A 16,479-nucleotide genomic window follows, 5' to 3' on the forward strand; every position below is an offset into this window, starting at 1 on the left:
ACGCCTTGGCCCAGTCGGCGGCCCATGCCGTTCAACTGACGGGCACCGGCTCGTCGGTCTCCGAGACCGGGGGCGCTGTCACGTTGTCGGCCGTCAGCGGCTCGGTGGTCTCACTGGCCGTTTGCGCGGTGGTCGCCGTGAACTGCGTGTATGCCGCAGCCGAAGCCAGTGCACTGTCCGGCACCGAGGCAGCGGGCATGGCGTCGGTCGGAGGACCGTCGTCCCCGCCCCCGCCAAAGCAGCCCGTCGTGAGGGCTGCCACGACCAGAGACGACAGAAGGACGCTGGGTCGCCGCAGCTGGGCCGCCGCGCGAAGGATATGGAGGTTTGGCATGGTCAGCTCCCGGTTCATTGCGTACCGCCGACCGGCGTGTACAGGTAGGGGAACGCCGGCAGCAATGGCAGCACCGCCTGGTCCACCGCGTCATGCAGCTTGAGCGATGTCGCGCCCAGTGGCACTGCGGACGGCTTGCACGCGGGGCCGAAACCCAGCGCATCATTGTTGCCATTGGCCATGCAAAGACCGCCCATCACGGCCACCAGGGAAATGTCCACCACATCGTCCTTGGGACGGCGGCCATTGGGGAAGCCAGCGTTGTCCGTCCCACCGGCCAGGATGTTGCCCACCACGCCCAGGCGGTTCTGCTGCGCAAAGGGCACGGCCGGAATGCTGGTGTTCAGCCGCAACTGTTCAGACGGCGTCACCGTGACCGGCTTGTTGAGCGAAGGGATACCGGTGAGGAAGGTGGTCACCAGGTCATTGCGCGGAAGGTTCGTCGGGGCGGAGCCCGGCAGGTTGAGAACGGTGGCCAGCAAGGCGGGCAGCGTCGGGTGGGTAACGTACGCGGCAAACTGCGCATCGTCCTTGGGCTTGGAGGCATTGAAGCGGTCCTTGTCGGGCAGGCCGATCACCACTTCATTGACCAGCGGCATGCCCAGCCGGGAGACCTGCACCCAGGCCCCGCCCGCCTTGTCCCCGGATTGATGGCCGGCCTTGGGCAAGGGGTCGAGCAGACGGGCCTGCCGCATGCTGGCCGTGGTCCAGCCGCCGATCACCGGGTCGCCGCTGCTGACCAGACAGCTCTTGTGCACCTCCAGGGCCAGTGTCGTCACGTTCTTGCCCTCCAGCACATTGGCGGCGGCATTGATCTTGGTCGGATCGGTGATGACCTCGACCGGCGCATTGACCAAGTCAAAGATGGTGCCCAGGTTCACCGCAAACGGATCCTTGCGCTGGCCGACAAACACCTTGCCGGGCTGACTGCAGCCGGGAATAGAGACGGTGTAGATGTGCTTGGCCGCATAGGCGGCGTAATCGCCAATGGTCTTCTTGCCGATGTTGTCCACCGGCTTGTCGAAGGTGGCGCCGCCGGCCGCATTGGTGACCGAGGCGCGCGTGCCGGACCGGCGGTCCCCGCGAACGACGTCCACGGTGAAGGTCTCGTTGAGGTTGAGCGAGGCCGCCCTCGGGTCCGAGACCGTGCCCGACTGGATCAGCGGGATGGGCACGCTCTTGTCGCCAATCGTCAGCGCGGTGGACTTGAGCGTGTTCTTGAACCGGAACTGGAAGGTGATGTCCTCTTTGGCATCCCCGTTGTTGTCGACGTGGATCTCGTAGAGGGCGTTGGGATCCAGCGAGAAATAGTTGGGCCCGCCGTACGGGTCCTGCAACGGCAGGTAGTTGGCGATGAGGGTGACGTAGTCCGTACGTCCCGGCTCATAGCTCATGAAGAGGTAGAAGTCGGTGGCGTCCGCCTTGGGCACCGTGGTGATGAACGGGGCCTCCCGGTGGCTGGAGGCAAAGGCCGCGCTGGCGCACAGGGCGGCGCTGGCCAGGAAGGCGGCGCGCAGGGGCGCCGGTCGGATCGATGTCATGGGCTGCTCCTCGGGTGACAGGGACGGTGTGGTGGGTCCCTCAGGGCGAAACCGTCGCCCTGGGCCGCTATACGCAGCCGCTGATCCATCGGATGCAGCTTTTTTCAGCCCTGCATCAGCCCTGCATCAGGCGGTATCCCACCGCCGTCTCCGTCAGGAGGTGTTTCGGGCTGGCCGGCTCGACTTCCAGCTTCTGCCGCAGGTTGCCCATGTACACCCGAAGATAGTGGTTCTGCTCCACATGCGCCGGCCCCCAGACCGCCTTGAGCAGTTGCCGGTGGGTCAGCACCTTGCCGGCATTGGCGATGAGGTGGCTCAGCAGCCGATATTCGATCGGGGTGAGGTGCACGTCCTCCCCGCCGCGGCGCACCCGGCGGGCGGCCTGGTCCACTTCCACGTCCCCGAAGCGGAAGACCGGGTCCTGCTGTTCGCTGGCCCGCGCCTGGCTGCGACGCAGCGCCACCCGCACCCGCGCCATCAGCTCGCCCACCCCGAAGGGCTTGGACAGATAGTCATCCGCGCCGGCGTCCAGCGCCGCGATCTTGTCCTCTTCGGCCCCCCGGGCGGACAGCACGATCACCGGCACGCTGGACCAGCCGCGCAGGTCACGCAGGAAATCCACCCCGTCACCGTCCGGCAGCCCCAGGTCCAGCACGATCAGGTCCGGCCGACGCGTGCCCGCGTCGATCAGGCCCTGTTTGACCGTGGCGGCGTCATGCACCGACCAGCCCTCGCCTTCCAGCGCCAGCCGCACGAAGCGGCGGATGTTGGGCTCGTCCTCGACGATCAGTGCCACCGGTTGCGGCTCACTCACAACACGCTCTCCTGTATGTTTTGACGAATCGGCACTCCGCGTTTGGCCATGGGCGATGACGTTTCAGCCCGCGGGCTTCATACGCTCGCCGCTGCACCACCCGTCGCGCCCGTCGACTCATCGTCATCAAAACTCGGCACCGCCGGCGGCGTGCCCAGCGGCACCGCAAAACTGAAGCGCGCGCCACCGGACGGGCCGGCACGCTCGGCCCAGATCCGTCCGCCGTGGGCCTGCATGATGGCACGGCTGATGGCCAGTCCCAGGCCCACGCCCGGCAGGTGGGACTCGTTGTGTCCTCGGGTGAATTTCTCGAACAGCACTTCTTCCCGGCCCGCGGGCAGGCCGGGCCCGTTGTCGGCCACGGACACCCACAGCTCATCCTGCCGCGTGCTGGCGGTGACCCGGACCTCGCTGCCAGGCGGCGTGTACTTGGCGGCGTTTTCCAGCAGGTTGGCCAACACCCGCTCCAGCAGTGCGGCATCCACCTCCACCAGCGGCAAGGTGGCCGGCACGTCCAGCACCACCTTGTGGCGGGCCAATGCACTGCCCATCAGTTGCAGGCTGCTGCCCACCACCTCGTCGATCGGCTGCCACTGCCGGTTGAGCTTGAGGGCGCCACTTTGCAGGCGGGCCATGTCCAAAAGGTTGTGGACCATCGCATTGATGCGCAGCGATTGCTGCTCGATGGCGCGTGCGGCGTCCAGGGCCTGGGCCTGCCGCTGCGCGTTGGCCGCGGCAGGCGACGCATCCGCCAGCGTCGCCGACAAAGTCTCGGCCAGCCCCTGCAGCGCCGCCAGCGGGGTGCGCAAGTCGTGCGACAGCGCGGACAGCAGCGAATTGCGCAGCCGCTCGGATTCGATCTGCAGCAGCGCCTGCTGCGCCACCTCGACGTAATGCACCCGCTCCAGCGCCTGTCCGGTGATGCGGCAGGCGGTGTCCAGCTGGGCGCGACGCTCGGGCAGCAGCAACGTCCGGCTGTCCCCGGGTTTGATCGCCAGCACGCCGCGGCTGCGCATGGGCGCCCGCAGCGGCAGGTAGAACCAGGCGCTGCCCGGCAGCGTATCGGTGCCCTGCCCGGCCGGCTGCTCATGATCCAGCGCCCAGCGGGCCGTGCCGGCGTCCGGCGCGTCGGCCAGGCTCAGCGCGGCCTGCGCTGGCGAGGGCTGCAGCTGATCGTCGTCGTCCAGCACATAGATGAGCGCACGTCCCCCAAACTGTTGGGCCAGTTGCTGCTCGGCGGTGACGACCACCTGCTCCACCTGCAGGGCACCCGCCAGTTCCCGGGTCAGCTCGAACAGACCCCGAGCCCGCGCTTCGCGGTCGGACGAGACCCGCGCCTCATACCGCAGGCCGGCCGTCAACTGACCGGTCACCAAGCCCACGGCCAGCATCACGCCGAAGGTGATGACGTACTGGACATCACTCACCGCCAGGCTCAGCCGGGGCGCCACGAAGAAGAAATCGAAGAAGCCCACGCTCAGGAAGCTCGCCAGCACCGCCGGCCCCCGGCCCAGCCGCATGGCCACGCCCACCACGCCGAGCAAAAACAGCATGACGATGTTGTCGGTGGCCACCAGATGGCTCAGCGGCCAGCAGACCAGCGCCACGGCCCCGCAGGCGACGGTGGCGCGCAGATAGCGCACCGGGTCGGTCAGGCGCCGCGGCTCCACATCTTCGGAGCTGCGCTGCGTGCGGGAGGTGCCGACCTGCACCAGGTCCAGCTCCGGCGCCGCGCGGCGCAACCAGGTGGCGAGTTCCTTGCGGCGCTGCCACCAGGGCCGGACCTCGCCGCGGCCCATCACCAGCTTGGAGAGGTTGTGTTCCCGGGCATAGTCCCGCAGCACGCTGCTGGGCTCCTGGCCGGCCAGCACGGCGGTGGTTGCGCCCAGGTCCTCGGCCAGTCGGACCACGCGCAGCACCCGCTCCCGGTGCGCATCGGAGAGCCGGTGCAGACGCGGCGTCTCCACATAGACCGCATGCCAGCTCACCGCCAGTTGCTGCGCCAGTTGCGCCGCGCTGCGGACCACGCTCTCCGCTTCATCCCCGGGCCCGATGGCACAGAGGATGGCGGATTCGGTCTTCCAGACCTGCGCAATGCGTTCATTGCTGCGCCAGGCCTGCACATCGTTCTCGACCCGGTCGGCGGTGCGGCGCAGCGCCAGCTCGCGCAGGGCCATCAGATTGCCCTTGCGGAAGAAGTGCTGCCCCGCCCGCTCGGCCTGGGCGCCCTGGTAGACCTTCCCCGCCTTCAGCCGGGTCAGCAGTTCGTCGGCGGGCGTGTCGACCAGCACGACCTCGTCAGCCCGGTCGAAGAAGGTGTCCGGCAGGGTCTCCTGCACCCGCACGCCGGTGATGCCGCCCACCACGTCGTTCAGGCTTTCCAGATGCTGGACATTGAGCGTGGTGTAGACGCTGATGCCGTTGGCCAGCAGCTCCTCCACGTCCTGCCAGCGCTTGGGATGGCGGGAGCCGGGCACATTGCTGTGGGCCAGTTCATCGACCAGGATCAGCGGGTCCGGCTGGTCCCTGAGCCGCTCCAGCGCACCGTCCAGATCAAACTCCGGCAGGCTGCGGCCCCGGTACGGCACCTGGCGCAGCGGCAACTGCGCCAGGCGCGGCGGGGCTTCCAGCACGGCCAGGGTGTCGGAGCGCCCATGCGTCTCCACCACCCCGACCAGCGGCGAGCGGCCCTGCGCCTGCAACTGCCGGGCGGCCTGCAGCATGGCGTAGGTCTTGCCCACGCCCGCCGAAGCCCCGAAGTAGATGCGCAGCCTTCCGCGCTGCTCGGCCTGGGCCTGCTCGCGCAGTTGCGCCAGCAAGGCGTCAGGATCGGGGCGGTCGTCGTCGACAGTCATGGGGGGATTGTCGGGCCTCAGAAGGCCTTGCTCACGCCCAGCACCACCCCGGTGTTGCCCAGACGCTTGGCATTCAGGCCACCCGCATCACCCGCCTGGTAGAAGCGCTTGTCCGCATCGGTGCCGACCAGCGAGGCGCTGAGGGTCAGGCCGCCCAGGCTCTCGATCGGCTTGCTCAGCGACAGCTTCCAGTCGGTGTACGACAGGTCGCCGTAATGGCGCACCCACAGGTGGCCGACATGCGCGGCCGCGGTCAGGCCCTGGCCCAGGTCGAAGCCGTAGTTCAGGTCCAGGTAGGCGCTGCCCTTGGAGCTGCCCGCCGGGGTCAGGGCATTGAAGTAGGCATAAGCGGCTGTGTTGCCGTCCAGCCCGAAGTAGTCAGTGGCGGCCACGGACAACTTGCCGGAGAAGTTGCCGGCGGTCACAGCCGCGTAGACGTCGACGTTGTCGTACTTGTCGCCGGTGGGAACGCCCGGGGCACGGTTCAGGCGAGCGCCGGGATAGACATAGGCCAGCGCACCCACGTCCAGCGTGACGCCTTCGGCGACCGCCGTCTTGAAGCCGCCGTACAGGTCCATCTCCAGGCCGGCGCCGTTGTTGTAGCTGTTGCCCGAGACATTCGAGGCCCAGGTGCCCAGGTAGAAGCCGCTGCTGTGGGCGTAGTCGAAGCCGCCTTGCACGGCGGGGCGTTTCCAGGTCTGGCTGATGCCGCGGAAGCGGTAGTCGGACACCAGGCCGATGTTGGCGGTGATCGGGGCGGCGGACGGCGCGGCAGCGGGGGCGGCAGCCGCCGGACCCTGGACCGGCGCAGTGGCCTCGCCTTCAGCGCGCGCGGCGGCATGCAGCAGGCAGGAGGACGTCAGAAACAGGGTCAGCAAACGAGTTTTCATACTTCAGTGAGAAGGAATGCGGCGGCCCGCCGAGCTTGTCGATCGCCGCAGGCGATGGCTCGGACAGACCGTTTCGCGGGAGGTCGGCCGCGCAGATGCGGCCGATCGGGACAGGAAGGGCCGGCCCGGCTCAGGTGCGAGCCGGCCGATGTCAATCAATGGGCGGTCGAGGGGGGGACCGATGTCGTCGGGGAGGCCGGGGCGGCGTCGGGTGTCTTGCCGTCCGAGGGCGCTGCGGCTTTCTGCCCCGGCTCCTTGTCCAGCGCCAGGTTGAGCATCAGCACGTTCACGCGGGGCTCGCCCAGCACGGCCAGGTCACGGCTTTCAGTGTTGGACTGGATCAGGCGTTGCACCGTCTCCAGCGGCAGCCCCCGCTCGCGGGCCACGCGGGCCGCCTGGTAGCGGGCGGCTGCCATGCTGATGTGCGGGTCCAGACCGCTGGCCGACGCGCTGACCAGGTCCACCGGCACCGGCGCGGTATTGCCGGGGTCGGCCGCCTTGAGCGCCTCGATACGGGCCTTGACCGCATCCACCAGCGCGGGGTTGGTCGGCCCCTGGTTGGAGCCTCCGGAGTTGGCGGCATTGTTGGCCATCGGACCGGTGGCCGACGGGCGGCCCCAGAAGTAGCGCGGGGCGCTGAAGTTCTGGCCGATCAGCTCGGAGCCGACCACATGGCTGTTCGCCTCGACCAGGCTACCCGAGGCCTGGTGCGGGAACACCGCTTTGGCGAGGCCGGTGACCGCCGCCGGATACAGCAGGCCGGTGACCGCGCTGAGCAGCACGAAGGCCACCAGCGCCGGGCGCAGCAGTTGCAGCACCGTCGGCTGAGGCTCCGCGATGTTGTGCGGTGCGTCCTGCGCGCTGCTGCGCTCCGAGCCGCGCAGGTCCGGGGTGGAGGGGCTGGAGGGGCTAGAAGGGGTTGATGAAAAAGGGGAAGACATAGCGAGAGTCCTTGAATCGTGTGTGCTGGCGGGGAGGTCGGTCCGGCCCTCAGACCAGATGCAGGGCCACCAGCAGCAGGTCGATGATCTTGATGCCGACAAACGGCACGATCAGTCCGCCCAGGCCGTAGATCCACAGGTTGCGGCGCAGCAGCGCACTGGCGCCGATGGGCCGGTAGGCCACGCCCTTGAGCGCCAGCGGAATCAGCGCCACGATGATCAGCGCGTTGAAGATCACCGCCGACAGGATGGCCGAGGCCGGGCTGTGCAGCTGCATCACGTTCAGCGCCGCCAGTTGCGGATAGGCGCCCAGGAACATCGCCGGGATGATGGCGAAGTACTTGGCCACGTCGTTGGCAATGGAGAAGGTGGTCAGCGAGCCGCGCGTCATCAGCAGTTGCTTGCCGGTCTCCACGATCTCCAGCAGCTTGGTGGGGTTGGAGTCCAGGTCCACCATGTTGCCGGCTTCCTTGGCCGCCTGCGTGCCACTGGCCATGGCCACGGCCACGTCGGCCTGGGCCAGGGCGGGCGCGTCGTTGGTGCCGTCGCCGGTCATGGCCACCAGGCGGCCCTCGGCCTGGTAGTCGCGGATCAGCTGCAGCTTGGCTTCGGGCGTGGCTTCGGCCAGGAAGTCGTCCACACCGGCTTCGGCGGCAATGGCGGCGGCGGTCAGGCGGTTGTCGCCGGTGATCATCACCGTCTTGATGCCCATGCGGCGCAGCTGCGCAAAACGCTCCTTGATGCCGCCCTTGACGATGTCCTTGAGCTCCACCACGCCCAGCACCCGGGCGCGGCCCTCTTCCAGGTCGGCCACCACCAGCGGCGTGCTGCCGCGACGAGCGACTTCATCCGCCGCCGCGCTCACCTGCGCCGGCATCTGGCCGCCATGGGCTTCCACGAAGCGGCGGATGGCGTCCACGGCGCCCTTGCGCAGTTGGCGATGCGGCGCATCGGCATTGCCGAAGTCCACGCCGCTCATGCGGGTCTGCGCGGTGAACGGCACGAAGTGGGCCTGCAGGCTGGACAGCTCGCGCTCCCGGAGATTGAAGCGCTGCTTGGCCAGCACCACGATGCTGCGGCCTTCCGGCGTCTCGTCGGCCAGCGAAGCCAGTTGGGCGGCATCGGCCAGACCCTGCTCGGTGATGCCGGGGGCGCCCAGGAAGGCGCTGGCCTGGCGGTTGCCCAGGGTGATGGTGCCGGTCTTGTCCAGCATCAGCACATCCACGTCGCCGGCGGCTTCCACCGCGCGGCCGGAGGTGGCCACCACATTCGCCTGCATCAGGCGGCTCATGCCCGCCACGCCAATGGCCGACAACAGGCCGCCGATGGTGGTCGGAATCAGGCAGACCAGCAGGGCCACCAGCGCGGTGATGGACACCACCGTGCCGGCACCGGCCGCGGTCACGCTGAACAGCGAGAACGGCAGCAGCGTCACCGTCACCACCAGGAAGACCAGCGTCAGCGCCACCAGCAGGATGGTCAGCGCGATCTCGTTGGGGGTCTTCTGGCGCTTGGCGCCCTCCACCATCGCGATCATGCGGTCCAGGAAGGCTTCACCCGGGTTCACCGCGATGCGCACCACGATCCAGTCCGACAGCACGCGGGTGCCACCAGTGACCGCGGAAAAGTCGCCGCCGGATTCCCGGATGACGGGGGCGGATTCGCCGGTGATGGCGCTTTCATCCACCGACGCCACGCCTTCGATCACCTCGCCGTCCAGCGGCACCAGGTCGCCGGCTTCCACCAGCACGACATGGCCCTTGCGCAGCTCGTCGGAGTTGACGGGATGCCAGGAGGACCCATGGCGGGGCTGGTCCAGCTTCTTGGCCCAGGTCTTGGCCTTGAGGCCGCGCAGCGAGGCGGCCTGGGCCTTGGACCGGCCTTCCGCCAGGGCTTCGGCGAAGTTGGCAAACAGCACGGTGAACCACAGCCACAGCGCGATGCCGAGCATGAAGCCCGGGCCTTCCGCGCCGGCCAGCGCCGGCTGGGCGAAGCTGGCCAGCCACAGACCGGTGGTCAGCAGGCTGCCGGCATACACCACGAACATCACCGGGTTGCGCAGTTGCACCGAGGGCGCCAGCTTGGCGAAGGACTGCCGCAGCGCGGGCTTCACCAGCGCGGGATCCCAGAGGCTGCTGTCGCGCGGCTGGCGCGGCCCGCGGCCCCCTTGGGGAGCACCGGACGGCAGGCCAGACGGATCGCTGCCTGGCGTGGCGGTGGCAGGAGCCCCTGGCGCCGTGGCGGCCGGGGACAGGGGAGCAGTGGAAGTCTTGAGTTGAGTGGTCATGATGAGCTCCGGCGCATCAATGGGCCTGGAGCATGAGGTGCTCCACGACCGGGCCGAGCGCAAGCGCGGGGACATAGTTCAGCAGGCCGACCAGCAGCACGGTGCCGATCAGCAGCACCACGAACAGCGGTCCGTGGGTGGGCAAGGTGCCCTCGCCCACCGGCACCTTCTTCTTGGCGGCCAGGCTGCCGGCAATGGCCAGCACCGGCACGATCATCAGGAAGCGGCCCAGCCACATCGCGATGCCCAGCAGCGTGTTGTAGAACGGGGTGTTGGCGGACAGGCCGGCGAAGGCGCTGCCGTTGTTGTTGGCGGCGGAGGTGAAGGCGTAGAGGATCTCGCTGAAGCCGTGGGCGCCCGGGTTGGCCACGCTGCCGGTGCCCAGCGGCGTGAGCACCGCCACGGCCGTGCCCGCCAGCACCACGATGGGCGTGACCAGCAGGGCCACCGCGCTCATCTTCATCTCGAAGGGTTCGATCTTCTTGCCCAGGTATTCAGGCGTGCGGCCGATCATCAGGCCGGCGATGAACACCGCCAGGATGGCAAAGACCAGCATGCCGTACAGGCCGGTGCCGACGCCACCGAAGACGACTTCACCCAGCATCATCATCACCATCGGCACGGCGCCGCCGATGGGGGTGAAAGAGTCGTGCATGGCATTGACCGCGCCGCAGGAAGCGGCCGTGGTGACCACCGCAAACAGCGAGCTGGCCGAGATGCCGAACCGGGTCTCCTTGCCTTCCATGTTGCCGCCGGCCTGCAGGTCGCTGGACTGGATGTCCACGCCCTGGGCGGCCACCAGCGGATTGCCGGCCTGCTCCGCCGGTGTCGCCACCAGCACACCGGCCACGAACAGCACCGTCATCGCGGACAGCACCGCCGCGCCCTGCCGCCAGTCACCGACCCACCGGCCGAAGGTCAGGCACAGCGCCGCGGGGATGAGGAAGATGGCCATCATCTGCAGCAGGTTGGTCAGCGGCGTGGGGTTCTCGTAGGGATGCGCCGAGTTGGCATTCAGGAACCCGCCACCGTTGGTGCCCAGCATCTTGATGGCCTCCTGCGAAGCAATCGGGCCCATGGCCAGGGTCTGGGTGGTGGTGCGCTGGTTCTCCATCACCGGCTGGCCCTTGTCGTCATTGACCGGCTGGCCGTCGGCACCCAGGCGCGGGGTCTGGTAGTCGGTGGCTTCCAGGGTCTGCACCGACCTGTAGGCGTCGAAGTTCTGGATCGTGCCCTGCTGGACAAAGACCATCGCCAGCACGAAGGACAGCGGCAGCAGCAGCCAGACGGTGATGCGGCTCAGGTCCGACCAGAAGTTGCCCACCTGGCCGCTGCGCTTGAGCACGAAGCCGCGGATCAGGGCGAACACCACCGCAATGCCGGTGGCGGCGGACAGGAAGTTCTGCACCGTCAGCGCCAGCATCTGGGTGAGGTAGCTCATGGTGGCTTCGCCGCCATAGCCCTGCCAGTTGGTGTTGGCCACGAAGCTGATGGCGGTGTTGAAGGCCGAGTCCGGGCTGACCGCGCCCATGGCCTGCGGATTGAGCGGCAGCAGGTGCTGCAGGCGCTGCAGCGCATAGACCGCGAGCACGCCCAGGAAGTTGAAGATCAGCAGCGCCAGCGCGTACTGCTTCCAGTGCATGCCCTGGTCCGGCCGGATGCCGGCCAGGCGGAAGAACGGACGCTCCACCGCCAGCATCCAGGACGGCAGGCGGCCGGTGGCCAGCCGCGTGATCCAGCGGGACAGCGGCCAGGCCAGCAGGAGGACCAGGCCAAGGAAAAGAATCAGATTGAGGGTTGCCAGGCTGTTCATGGCCAGCTTTCAGAACCGCTCGGCGCGCCACAGCGCCACGAGCAGATAAACAAACAGGGCGGCCGAGATCAGGCCGGTGAGCCAGTAGAGGACCGTCATCACTCGCCCTCCGCGAGCCGATGGCTGGCCACGGCCAGCCCGACGGCCACCACGAACAGCAGCGCACTCAGTCCAAGAAACAGTGCATCCATGAGAGTCAGCCCCGTGCAGCGGGGACGTTTTGGGATGACTGAACTCTAGAAAGCCAGCCGTCAAAGGCGTGTAGAAGCTCGGGAGCGGGGTATCAAGATTCCGTAAAGACGGATCAAAACCGGGACCTCCTGGACCGTCCTGGGCTGCGCGGGACCAGAGCCGGTTCAGAAAATCCTTCAATCGGGGAAGGCCCTTCCGATGTGGCGCCCCGCTCTCGCCCCCCCGCGGGGGGAGCGACGCCCCTGTACGGCTGAGGGATACTCTGCCCTGCGATCAACAGGGTCGCTTTTCTCTCGGAGCAGCGCCATGGGCCTGATGGACTTCATCAAGAAACAGTTCATAGACATCATCCAGTGGACGGAGGACGACAACGGCGTCCTCGCCTGGCGCTATCCGATGCAGGACTTCGAAATCCAGTACGGGGCCTCGCTCACCGTGCGGGAATCGCAGGTGGCGGTGTTCGTGAACGAAGGCAAGGTGGCCGACGTCTTCGGCCCGGGCATGTACAAGCTCACCACCCAGACCCTGCCGGTGCTGACCTACCTCAAGAACTGGGACAAGCTCTTCGAGTCCCCGTTCAAGAGCGACGTTTACTTCTTCAGCACCCGCCAGCAGGTGGACCAGCGCTGGGGCACCACGCAGCCCGTCACCATCCGCGACAAGGACTTCGGCGCCGTGCGCCTGCGCGGCTTTGGCAACTACAGCTACCGGGTGGCGGACGCCAAGCGCTTCCACACGGAAATCTCCGGCACCCGCGAGCGCTACACCGTCACCGAGCTGGACGGCCAGCTGCGCGGCCTGATGCTGCAACACATCAGTGACGCCGTCGCCCAGTCCGGCATCCCCTTCCTGGACCTGGCCGCGAACCAGGTGGAATTTGCCAAGGCGCTGCAGGCGGCCACGTCGCCGGCCTTCGAGGCCCTGGGCCTGAAGCTGGAGTCGGTCACCCTGCAAAACGTGTCCCTGCCGGAGGAACTGCAAAAGATCCTGGACCAGAAGATCGGCATGGGCATGATCGGCCAGAACATGAACCAGTTCCTGCAGTACCAGACGGCGCAGGCCATCCCCAAGCTGGCCGAAGGCGTCGGCTCGGGCGGTGGCGGTGTCGCGGGCGATGCCATGGGCCTGGGCGCTGGCCTGGCGCTGGGGCAGACGCTGGCGCAGCAGTTGCAAAGCGGCCTGAACCCGAACCAGGCAGCGGCCCAAGGGCAAGGTCAGCCCGGCCAAGCCCCGGCGGCTGCGGTGGCCCCGCAACCCGTCAGCCAGAGCGCCGATGAAGTGCTGCTGCTGCTGGAAAAGCTGGGCGACCTGAAAGCCAAGGGCATCCTCACCGACGAAGAGTTCGCTGCCAAGAAGGCTGAGCTGCTCAAGAAACTCAGCTGATTCCAGGCGCCTGATTGGCCACGATCGCCCCCCAACGCCGCTGGCAGGCGCACTGCCCCAATTGCGGCGGACCGGTCGAGTTCGCCTCGCCCGCGTCCGCCAGCACGGTCTGCAGCTACTGTCGCTCCACGCTGCTGCGTGAAGGCGACCAGCTCCGCCGCATTGGTCAGAGTGCAGAGCTGTTCCAGGACTTTTCGCCGCTCCAGCTGGGCGCGGCGGGACGGTTTGCGGGCACCGGTTTCGTGGTGGTGGGCCGGCTGCAGATGGCCTATGCCGACGGCGGCTGGAATGAATGGCATGTGCTGTTCGACGCCAGCGCCTCCGAAGCGCCCCGCAGCGGCTGGCTGAGCGAGGACAACGGCCAGTTCGTGATGAGCTTCGAGGCGCCGCTGCAGGAGCGAGCGCCTGCGGTGGAGTCCTTGACCGTTGGCGGCCTGCAGATGCTGGCCGGCACGGCCTGGCAGGTCGCGTCCAAGGTCAACGCCACGCTGGCGGCGGCGGAAGGCGAGCTGCCGCATCCCCCCCGCATGGACAGCAGCTTCTGGGTGGCCGACCTGCGCAGCACCCAGGGCGAGGTCGCCACGCTGGACTACAGCGACCCGGCGCAGCCCACCTGGTCGGTGGGCCGCTCGGTCAAGCTGGCCGACCTGGCCATGACCGGACTGCGGCAGGACAGCACGGCCAGCGTGGCCTCCCGCACCCTGCCCTGCCCCAACTGCGGCGCGTCCCTGGAACCCCGGCTGGACAGCACCCAGTCGATCGTCTGCCATCAATGCAAATCGGTGGTGGACATTTCCAAGGGCGCGGGCGCCGACCTGTCGGCCTTCCAGCAGAACAATGGCGGCGAGCCGCAGATCCCGCTGGGCACCACCGGATCCCTGGCCCTGAACGGCGGCACGCCCAAACCGTGGCAGGTCGTCGGCTACATGGAGCGGGTGGACCTGCCCGAAAGCGCCGAGGACGAGCAGACCTTCTGGCGTGAATACCTGCTGTTCAACCAGACCGAAGGGTTTGCCTTCCTGGTGGACACCGAGGAAGGCTGGAGCATCGTGCGCCCCATCACCGGGGCGCCGTCCAAGACCGGCAAGGACACCGTCACCTACCAGGACAAGCCCTTCAAGCGCCGCTGGAGCTATTCGGCCAAGGTGACCTGGGTGCTGGGGGAGTTCTACTGGCGCGTGCGCCGGGAGGAACGGGCCCTGGTGCGCGACTATGAATGGCGCAATGGCGCCCGGCTGGAGCTGCTCAGTGCGGAGCAAACCGGCCAGGAGATCACCTGGAGCCATGGCCGCGCGGTGGATGCGGCCGAGGTGCAGCGGGCCTTCTCGTTGTCGCCGGACCAGATGCCGGCCTTGAAGCGCGACGTGACCTCCAGTTCCGGGTCGACCGGGATGCTGGTCAAGATCGTGGTGGGCCTGCTGCTGCTGGCGCTGCTCTTCGCCTTCCTGCGCGCCTGCAGCCGGGACGACTGCGAGGACTACAAAGACACCTACGGCGCCAGCAGTGCCGAATATCAGCAGTGCAAGCGCAACGCCCGCAGCGGCGTGATCTATTCCGGCTCGGGCGGTGGCTCCTATGGCGGCTACAGCAGCGGGGGCGGCGGACACAAGTAACGGGTGCTGCAACACCCAGAAGGAGAGTGGCATGGAAGGTTTTGACTACCTCAAGCCCGGCATCGTGCTGGGCTCCATCCTGTATGCAGTGATCGGCGTGCTGGTCTTCTGGATCAGCTTCATCATCATCGACAAGCTCACCCCCTACAAGCTGTGGGAGGAGATCGTGGAGCACAAGAACATGGCGCTGGCGGTGGTGGTCGCGGCCATGTGCATCTCCATCGGACAGATCGTGGCGGCGGCGATCCACGGCTGAGCCTGACCTCGACGCTGAAGCCGAAGCCGAAGCCAAGGCACCGCGCGCACTCCCCTTGTGCCGTCAGGGTCACTCCAGGAAACGCTCAGGCTTGTCCGCCCGGTGCCGATAACAGGACCATGGACATCACCTCTGCCTCCACCGTGTCCGCTGCGGTCAGCAGCGCCTCCAACGCCGCGCCCGGCACGACCAGCCAGGCCGCCAGCCTGCTGGTGCTGCGAAAAGCGCTGGACGTGCAGCAGGCCGGCGCGCTCGCCCTGCTGGACGCCCTGCCGCCGCAGCCCGCGCTGGCCACGGAAGGCTCGCTCGGGCGCAATCTCAACACCTACGCCTGAACCGGCACGCCTCTTTGACGCGCATGGCTGTGCGCCGTACGCAATCGTCGGCCCCGGACCGAGGCATTTGTCACAGTCCCTGCACGACGAGGGTTCGAGCCTGTGACCGCCGGTAACTTTCCCTGGCACGCGCAAACCCTGCCTTCTAGACTCGCGCTCCTGCGGCGTCCCTACAGGCACGCCGGGTGAAGCGTCGCTGCAGCATTGGGCGGCGCACCAGTTACCGCTGACCCGCACCCATGACCTCGCCCACTGTTCCCGGCGCGCTGCACGACCCGCTCGCGCCAGAGCCTGAAGCTCCTGCCAGCACCCGCGAGATTCCCATTGCCTTGAAGGTGATCGGCGCGTTGCTGCTCGTCATTGCCCTGGCCATTCCGATGCTGGCCAGTGCCGTGCCCGGGGGCACAGCGCCGCCGCCCCGGCCGCTGGCCATCGCGCCGCGCGGCCCAGCGCCTGCCAAGGCACCGGTGGAAGCGCCTGCCGCGTCTGCCCAGGCCCAGGTGCTGGATGACGGGTCCGACGAGGCCTTCCGCGCGCAAGCCGAAGCCGCGGTGCTGCGCAAGCTGGGGCCGGTCGCCCGCCGTGAAGGCGCGCGGCTGATGCTGTTCGTCGAGCAGGGACGCCCCGTGATGCTGGACAGCCGCCGGCCCGAGCCGGACGACGGCGGCCAGACACCCTATGTGGACTTCCGACTGGACGGTATTTCGCCGGACCAGGGCTTTTATGTCGTCCGCGTGACCCTGGCCTTCGGCAGCGAAGTGCTGTGGATCTCCCGCAAGAACGGCCAGCGCTACGAAATGCACGGCAATGTGCATCCGTCGCCGGACGGTCGCTACCTGGTCGTCACCCATGCGTCGCCGGGCGCCGAATTCAACGGGGTGGTGGTGTGGGCGCTGGAAGGCGACCGCCTGGTGGAACGCTACAAGTTCGAAGCCACACCGGAGCAGCGCGGCGTGAGTTTCCGTTTCATGCGCTGGCGGGATGCCAGCACCATCGAGCTGGAGCAGTTCGCCGAGGTGGACCCGTCGACCTGCAGCACCGGCACGCTGTCGTCCCTGGCCCTGCTGGCCCGCAAGTCCGAGCGCTGGATCCTGCGCAGCAACTCCAGCCCGCGCTGCGACGCCTGAGCCTGGGATAGGGGCACACTGGCTCGCACGCCGGGCGACGCTCGCCTGAAGCGCTTCTCTCCGTCAGCCAATGTCGGCAGTGTCCGACAAGGTTCGTG

Annotated in this window: 14 protein-coding genes; 5 read left to right on the plus strand and 9 right to left on the minus strand. The window is 68.0% G+C overall.

Annotated features, from left to right (window positions below; genetic code table 11):
* Positions 1-31: 31 nt before the first annotated feature.
* The 9 genes from DES44_RS13240 to kdpF form a co-directional block, all read right to left on the minus strand.
* The gene (locus DES44_RS13240) at positions 32-334 is read right to left on the minus strand and encodes a hypothetical protein (RefSeq protein ID WP_058935349.1); all 303 of its coding nucleotides are present in this window, start codon (positions 332-334) and stop codon (positions 32-34) included.
* A gap of 14 nt (positions 335-348) precedes the next feature.
* Positions 349-1,875: a DUF4331 domain-containing protein gene (locus tag DES44_RS13245; protein ID WP_058935350.1), complete on the minus strand. Its 1,527-nt coding sequence runs from the start codon at positions 1,873-1,875 to the stop codon at positions 349-351.
* Between the two features lie 115 nt (positions 1,876-1,990).
* Positions 1,991-2,689, minus strand: a complete 699-nt coding sequence (gene kdpE, locus DES44_RS13250; RefSeq protein ID WP_058935351.1) for a two-component system response regulator KdpE — start codon at positions 2,687-2,689, stop codon at positions 1,991-1,993.
* 77 nt (positions 2,690-2,766) lie between these two features.
* On the minus strand, positions 2,767-5,544 hold the full coding sequence (locus tag DES44_RS13255) for a DUF4118 domain-containing protein (RefSeq protein ID WP_058935352.1): 2,778 nt from the start codon (positions 5,542-5,544) through the stop codon (positions 2,767-2,769).
* A gap of 17 nt (positions 5,545-5,561) precedes the next feature.
* Complete coding sequence (locus DES44_RS13260) at positions 5,562-6,422, minus strand: TorF family putative porin (RefSeq protein WP_211326937.1); 861 nt, start codon at positions 6,420-6,422, stop codon at positions 5,562-5,564.
* 167 nt (positions 6,423-6,589) lie between these two features.
* On the minus strand, positions 6,590-7,375 hold the full coding sequence (kdpC, locus tag DES44_RS13265; protein ID WP_083525625.1) for a potassium-transporting ATPase subunit KdpC: 786 nt from the start codon (positions 7,373-7,375) through the stop codon (positions 6,590-6,592).
* Between the two features lie 49 nt (positions 7,376-7,424).
* Positions 7,425-9,662 (minus strand): potassium-transporting ATPase subunit KdpB, encoded by a 2,238-nt coding sequence (kdpB, locus tag DES44_RS13270; RefSeq protein ID WP_083525626.1) that lies wholly within the window; start codon positions 9,660-9,662, stop codon positions 7,425-7,427.
* A gap of 16 nt (positions 9,663-9,678) precedes the next feature.
* Positions 9,679-11,475, minus strand: coding sequence for a potassium-transporting ATPase subunit KdpA (gene kdpA / locus DES44_RS13275; RefSeq protein ID WP_058935354.1), 1,797 nt, complete (start codon positions 11,473-11,475; stop codon positions 9,679-9,681).
* A gap of 9 nt (positions 11,476-11,484) precedes the next feature.
* Positions 11,485-11,574 (minus strand): K(+)-transporting ATPase subunit F, encoded by a 90-nt coding sequence (kdpF, locus tag DES44_RS13280; RefSeq protein ID WP_083525627.1) that lies wholly within the window; start codon positions 11,572-11,574, stop codon positions 11,485-11,487.
* 399 nt (positions 11,575-11,973) lie between these two features.
* Here kdpF and DES44_RS13285 point away from each other — a divergent pair, with 399 nt between their 5' ends.
* The 5 genes from DES44_RS13285 (at position 11,974) to DES44_RS13305 (ending at position 16,381) form a co-directional block, all read left to right on the plus strand.
* Positions 11,974-13,050 (plus strand): SPFH domain-containing protein, encoded by a 1,077-nt coding sequence (locus DES44_RS13285; protein WP_058935355.1) that lies wholly within the window; start codon positions 11,974-11,976, stop codon positions 13,048-13,050.
* Positions 13,051-13,064: 14 nt separating this feature from the next.
* Complete coding sequence (locus tag DES44_RS13290; protein WP_058935356.1) at positions 13,065-14,663, plus strand: DUF4178 domain-containing protein; 1,599 nt, start codon at positions 13,065-13,067, stop codon at positions 14,661-14,663.
* Positions 14,664-14,694: 31 nt separating this feature from the next.
* Positions 14,695-14,919, plus strand: a complete 225-nt coding sequence (locus DES44_RS13295; RefSeq protein WP_058935357.1) for a DUF350 domain-containing protein — start codon at positions 14,695-14,697, stop codon at positions 14,917-14,919.
* 119 nt (positions 14,920-15,038) lie between these two features.
* Positions 15,039-15,254, plus strand: coding sequence for a putative motility protein (locus tag DES44_RS13300; protein ID WP_058935358.1), 216 nt, complete (start codon positions 15,039-15,041; stop codon positions 15,252-15,254).
* Positions 15,255-15,493: 239 nt separating this feature from the next.
* Positions 15,494-16,381, plus strand: a complete 888-nt coding sequence (locus tag DES44_RS13305) for a hypothetical protein (RefSeq protein WP_058935359.1) — start codon at positions 15,494-15,496, stop codon at positions 16,379-16,381.
* The last annotated feature ends 98 nt before the right edge of the window (positions 16,382-16,479 follow it).

Origin of the sequence: Roseateles depolymerans (genome assembly GCF_003387155.1) — a bacterium.
Taxonomy (GTDB): Bacteria; Pseudomonadota; Gammaproteobacteria; order Burkholderiales; family Burkholderiaceae_C; genus Roseateles; species Roseateles depolymerans.

Bases quoted from the DNA above. Each gene is read 5' to 3' on its own strand.
- DES44_RS13240 (WP_058935349.1), bottom strand. From the start codon at position 334: ATGCCAAACCTCCATATCCTTCGCGCGGCGGCCCAGCTGCGGCGACCC.
- DES44_RS13245 (WP_058935350.1), bottom strand. From the start codon at position 1,875: ATGACATCGATCCGACCGGCGCCCCTGCGCGCCGCCTTCCTGGCCAGC.
- DES44_RS13255 (WP_058935352.1), bottom strand. From the start codon at position 5,544: ATGACTGTCGACGACGACCGCCCCGATCCTGACGCCTTGCTGGCGCAA.
- kdpC (WP_083525625.1), bottom strand. From the start codon at position 7,375: ATGTCTTCCCCTTTTTCATCAACCCCTTCTAGCCCCTCCAGCCCCTCC.
- kdpB (WP_083525626.1), bottom strand. From the start codon at position 9,662: ATGACCACTCAACTCAAGACTTCCACTGCTCCCCTGTCCCCGGCCGCC.
- kdpA (WP_058935354.1), bottom strand. From the start codon at position 11,475: ATGAACAGCCTGGCAACCCTCAATCTGATTCTTTTCCTTGGCCTGGTC.
- kdpF (WP_083525627.1), bottom strand. From the start codon at position 11,574: ATGACGGTCCTCTACTGGCTCACCGGCCTGATCTCGGCCGCCCTGTTT.
- DES44_RS13285 (WP_058935355.1), top strand. From the start codon at position 11,974: ATGGGCCTGATGGACTTCATCAAGAAACAGTTCATAGACATCATCCAG.
- DES44_RS13295 (WP_058935357.1), top strand. From the start codon at position 14,695: ATGGAAGGTTTTGACTACCTCAAGCCCGGCATCGTGCTGGGCTCCATC.
- DES44_RS13300 (WP_058935358.1), top strand. From the start codon at position 15,039: ATGGACATCACCTCTGCCTCCACCGTGTCCGCTGCGGTCAGCAGCGCC.
- DES44_RS13305 (WP_058935359.1), top strand. From the start codon at position 15,494: ATGACCTCGCCCACTGTTCCCGGCGCGCTGCACGACCCGCTCGCGCCA.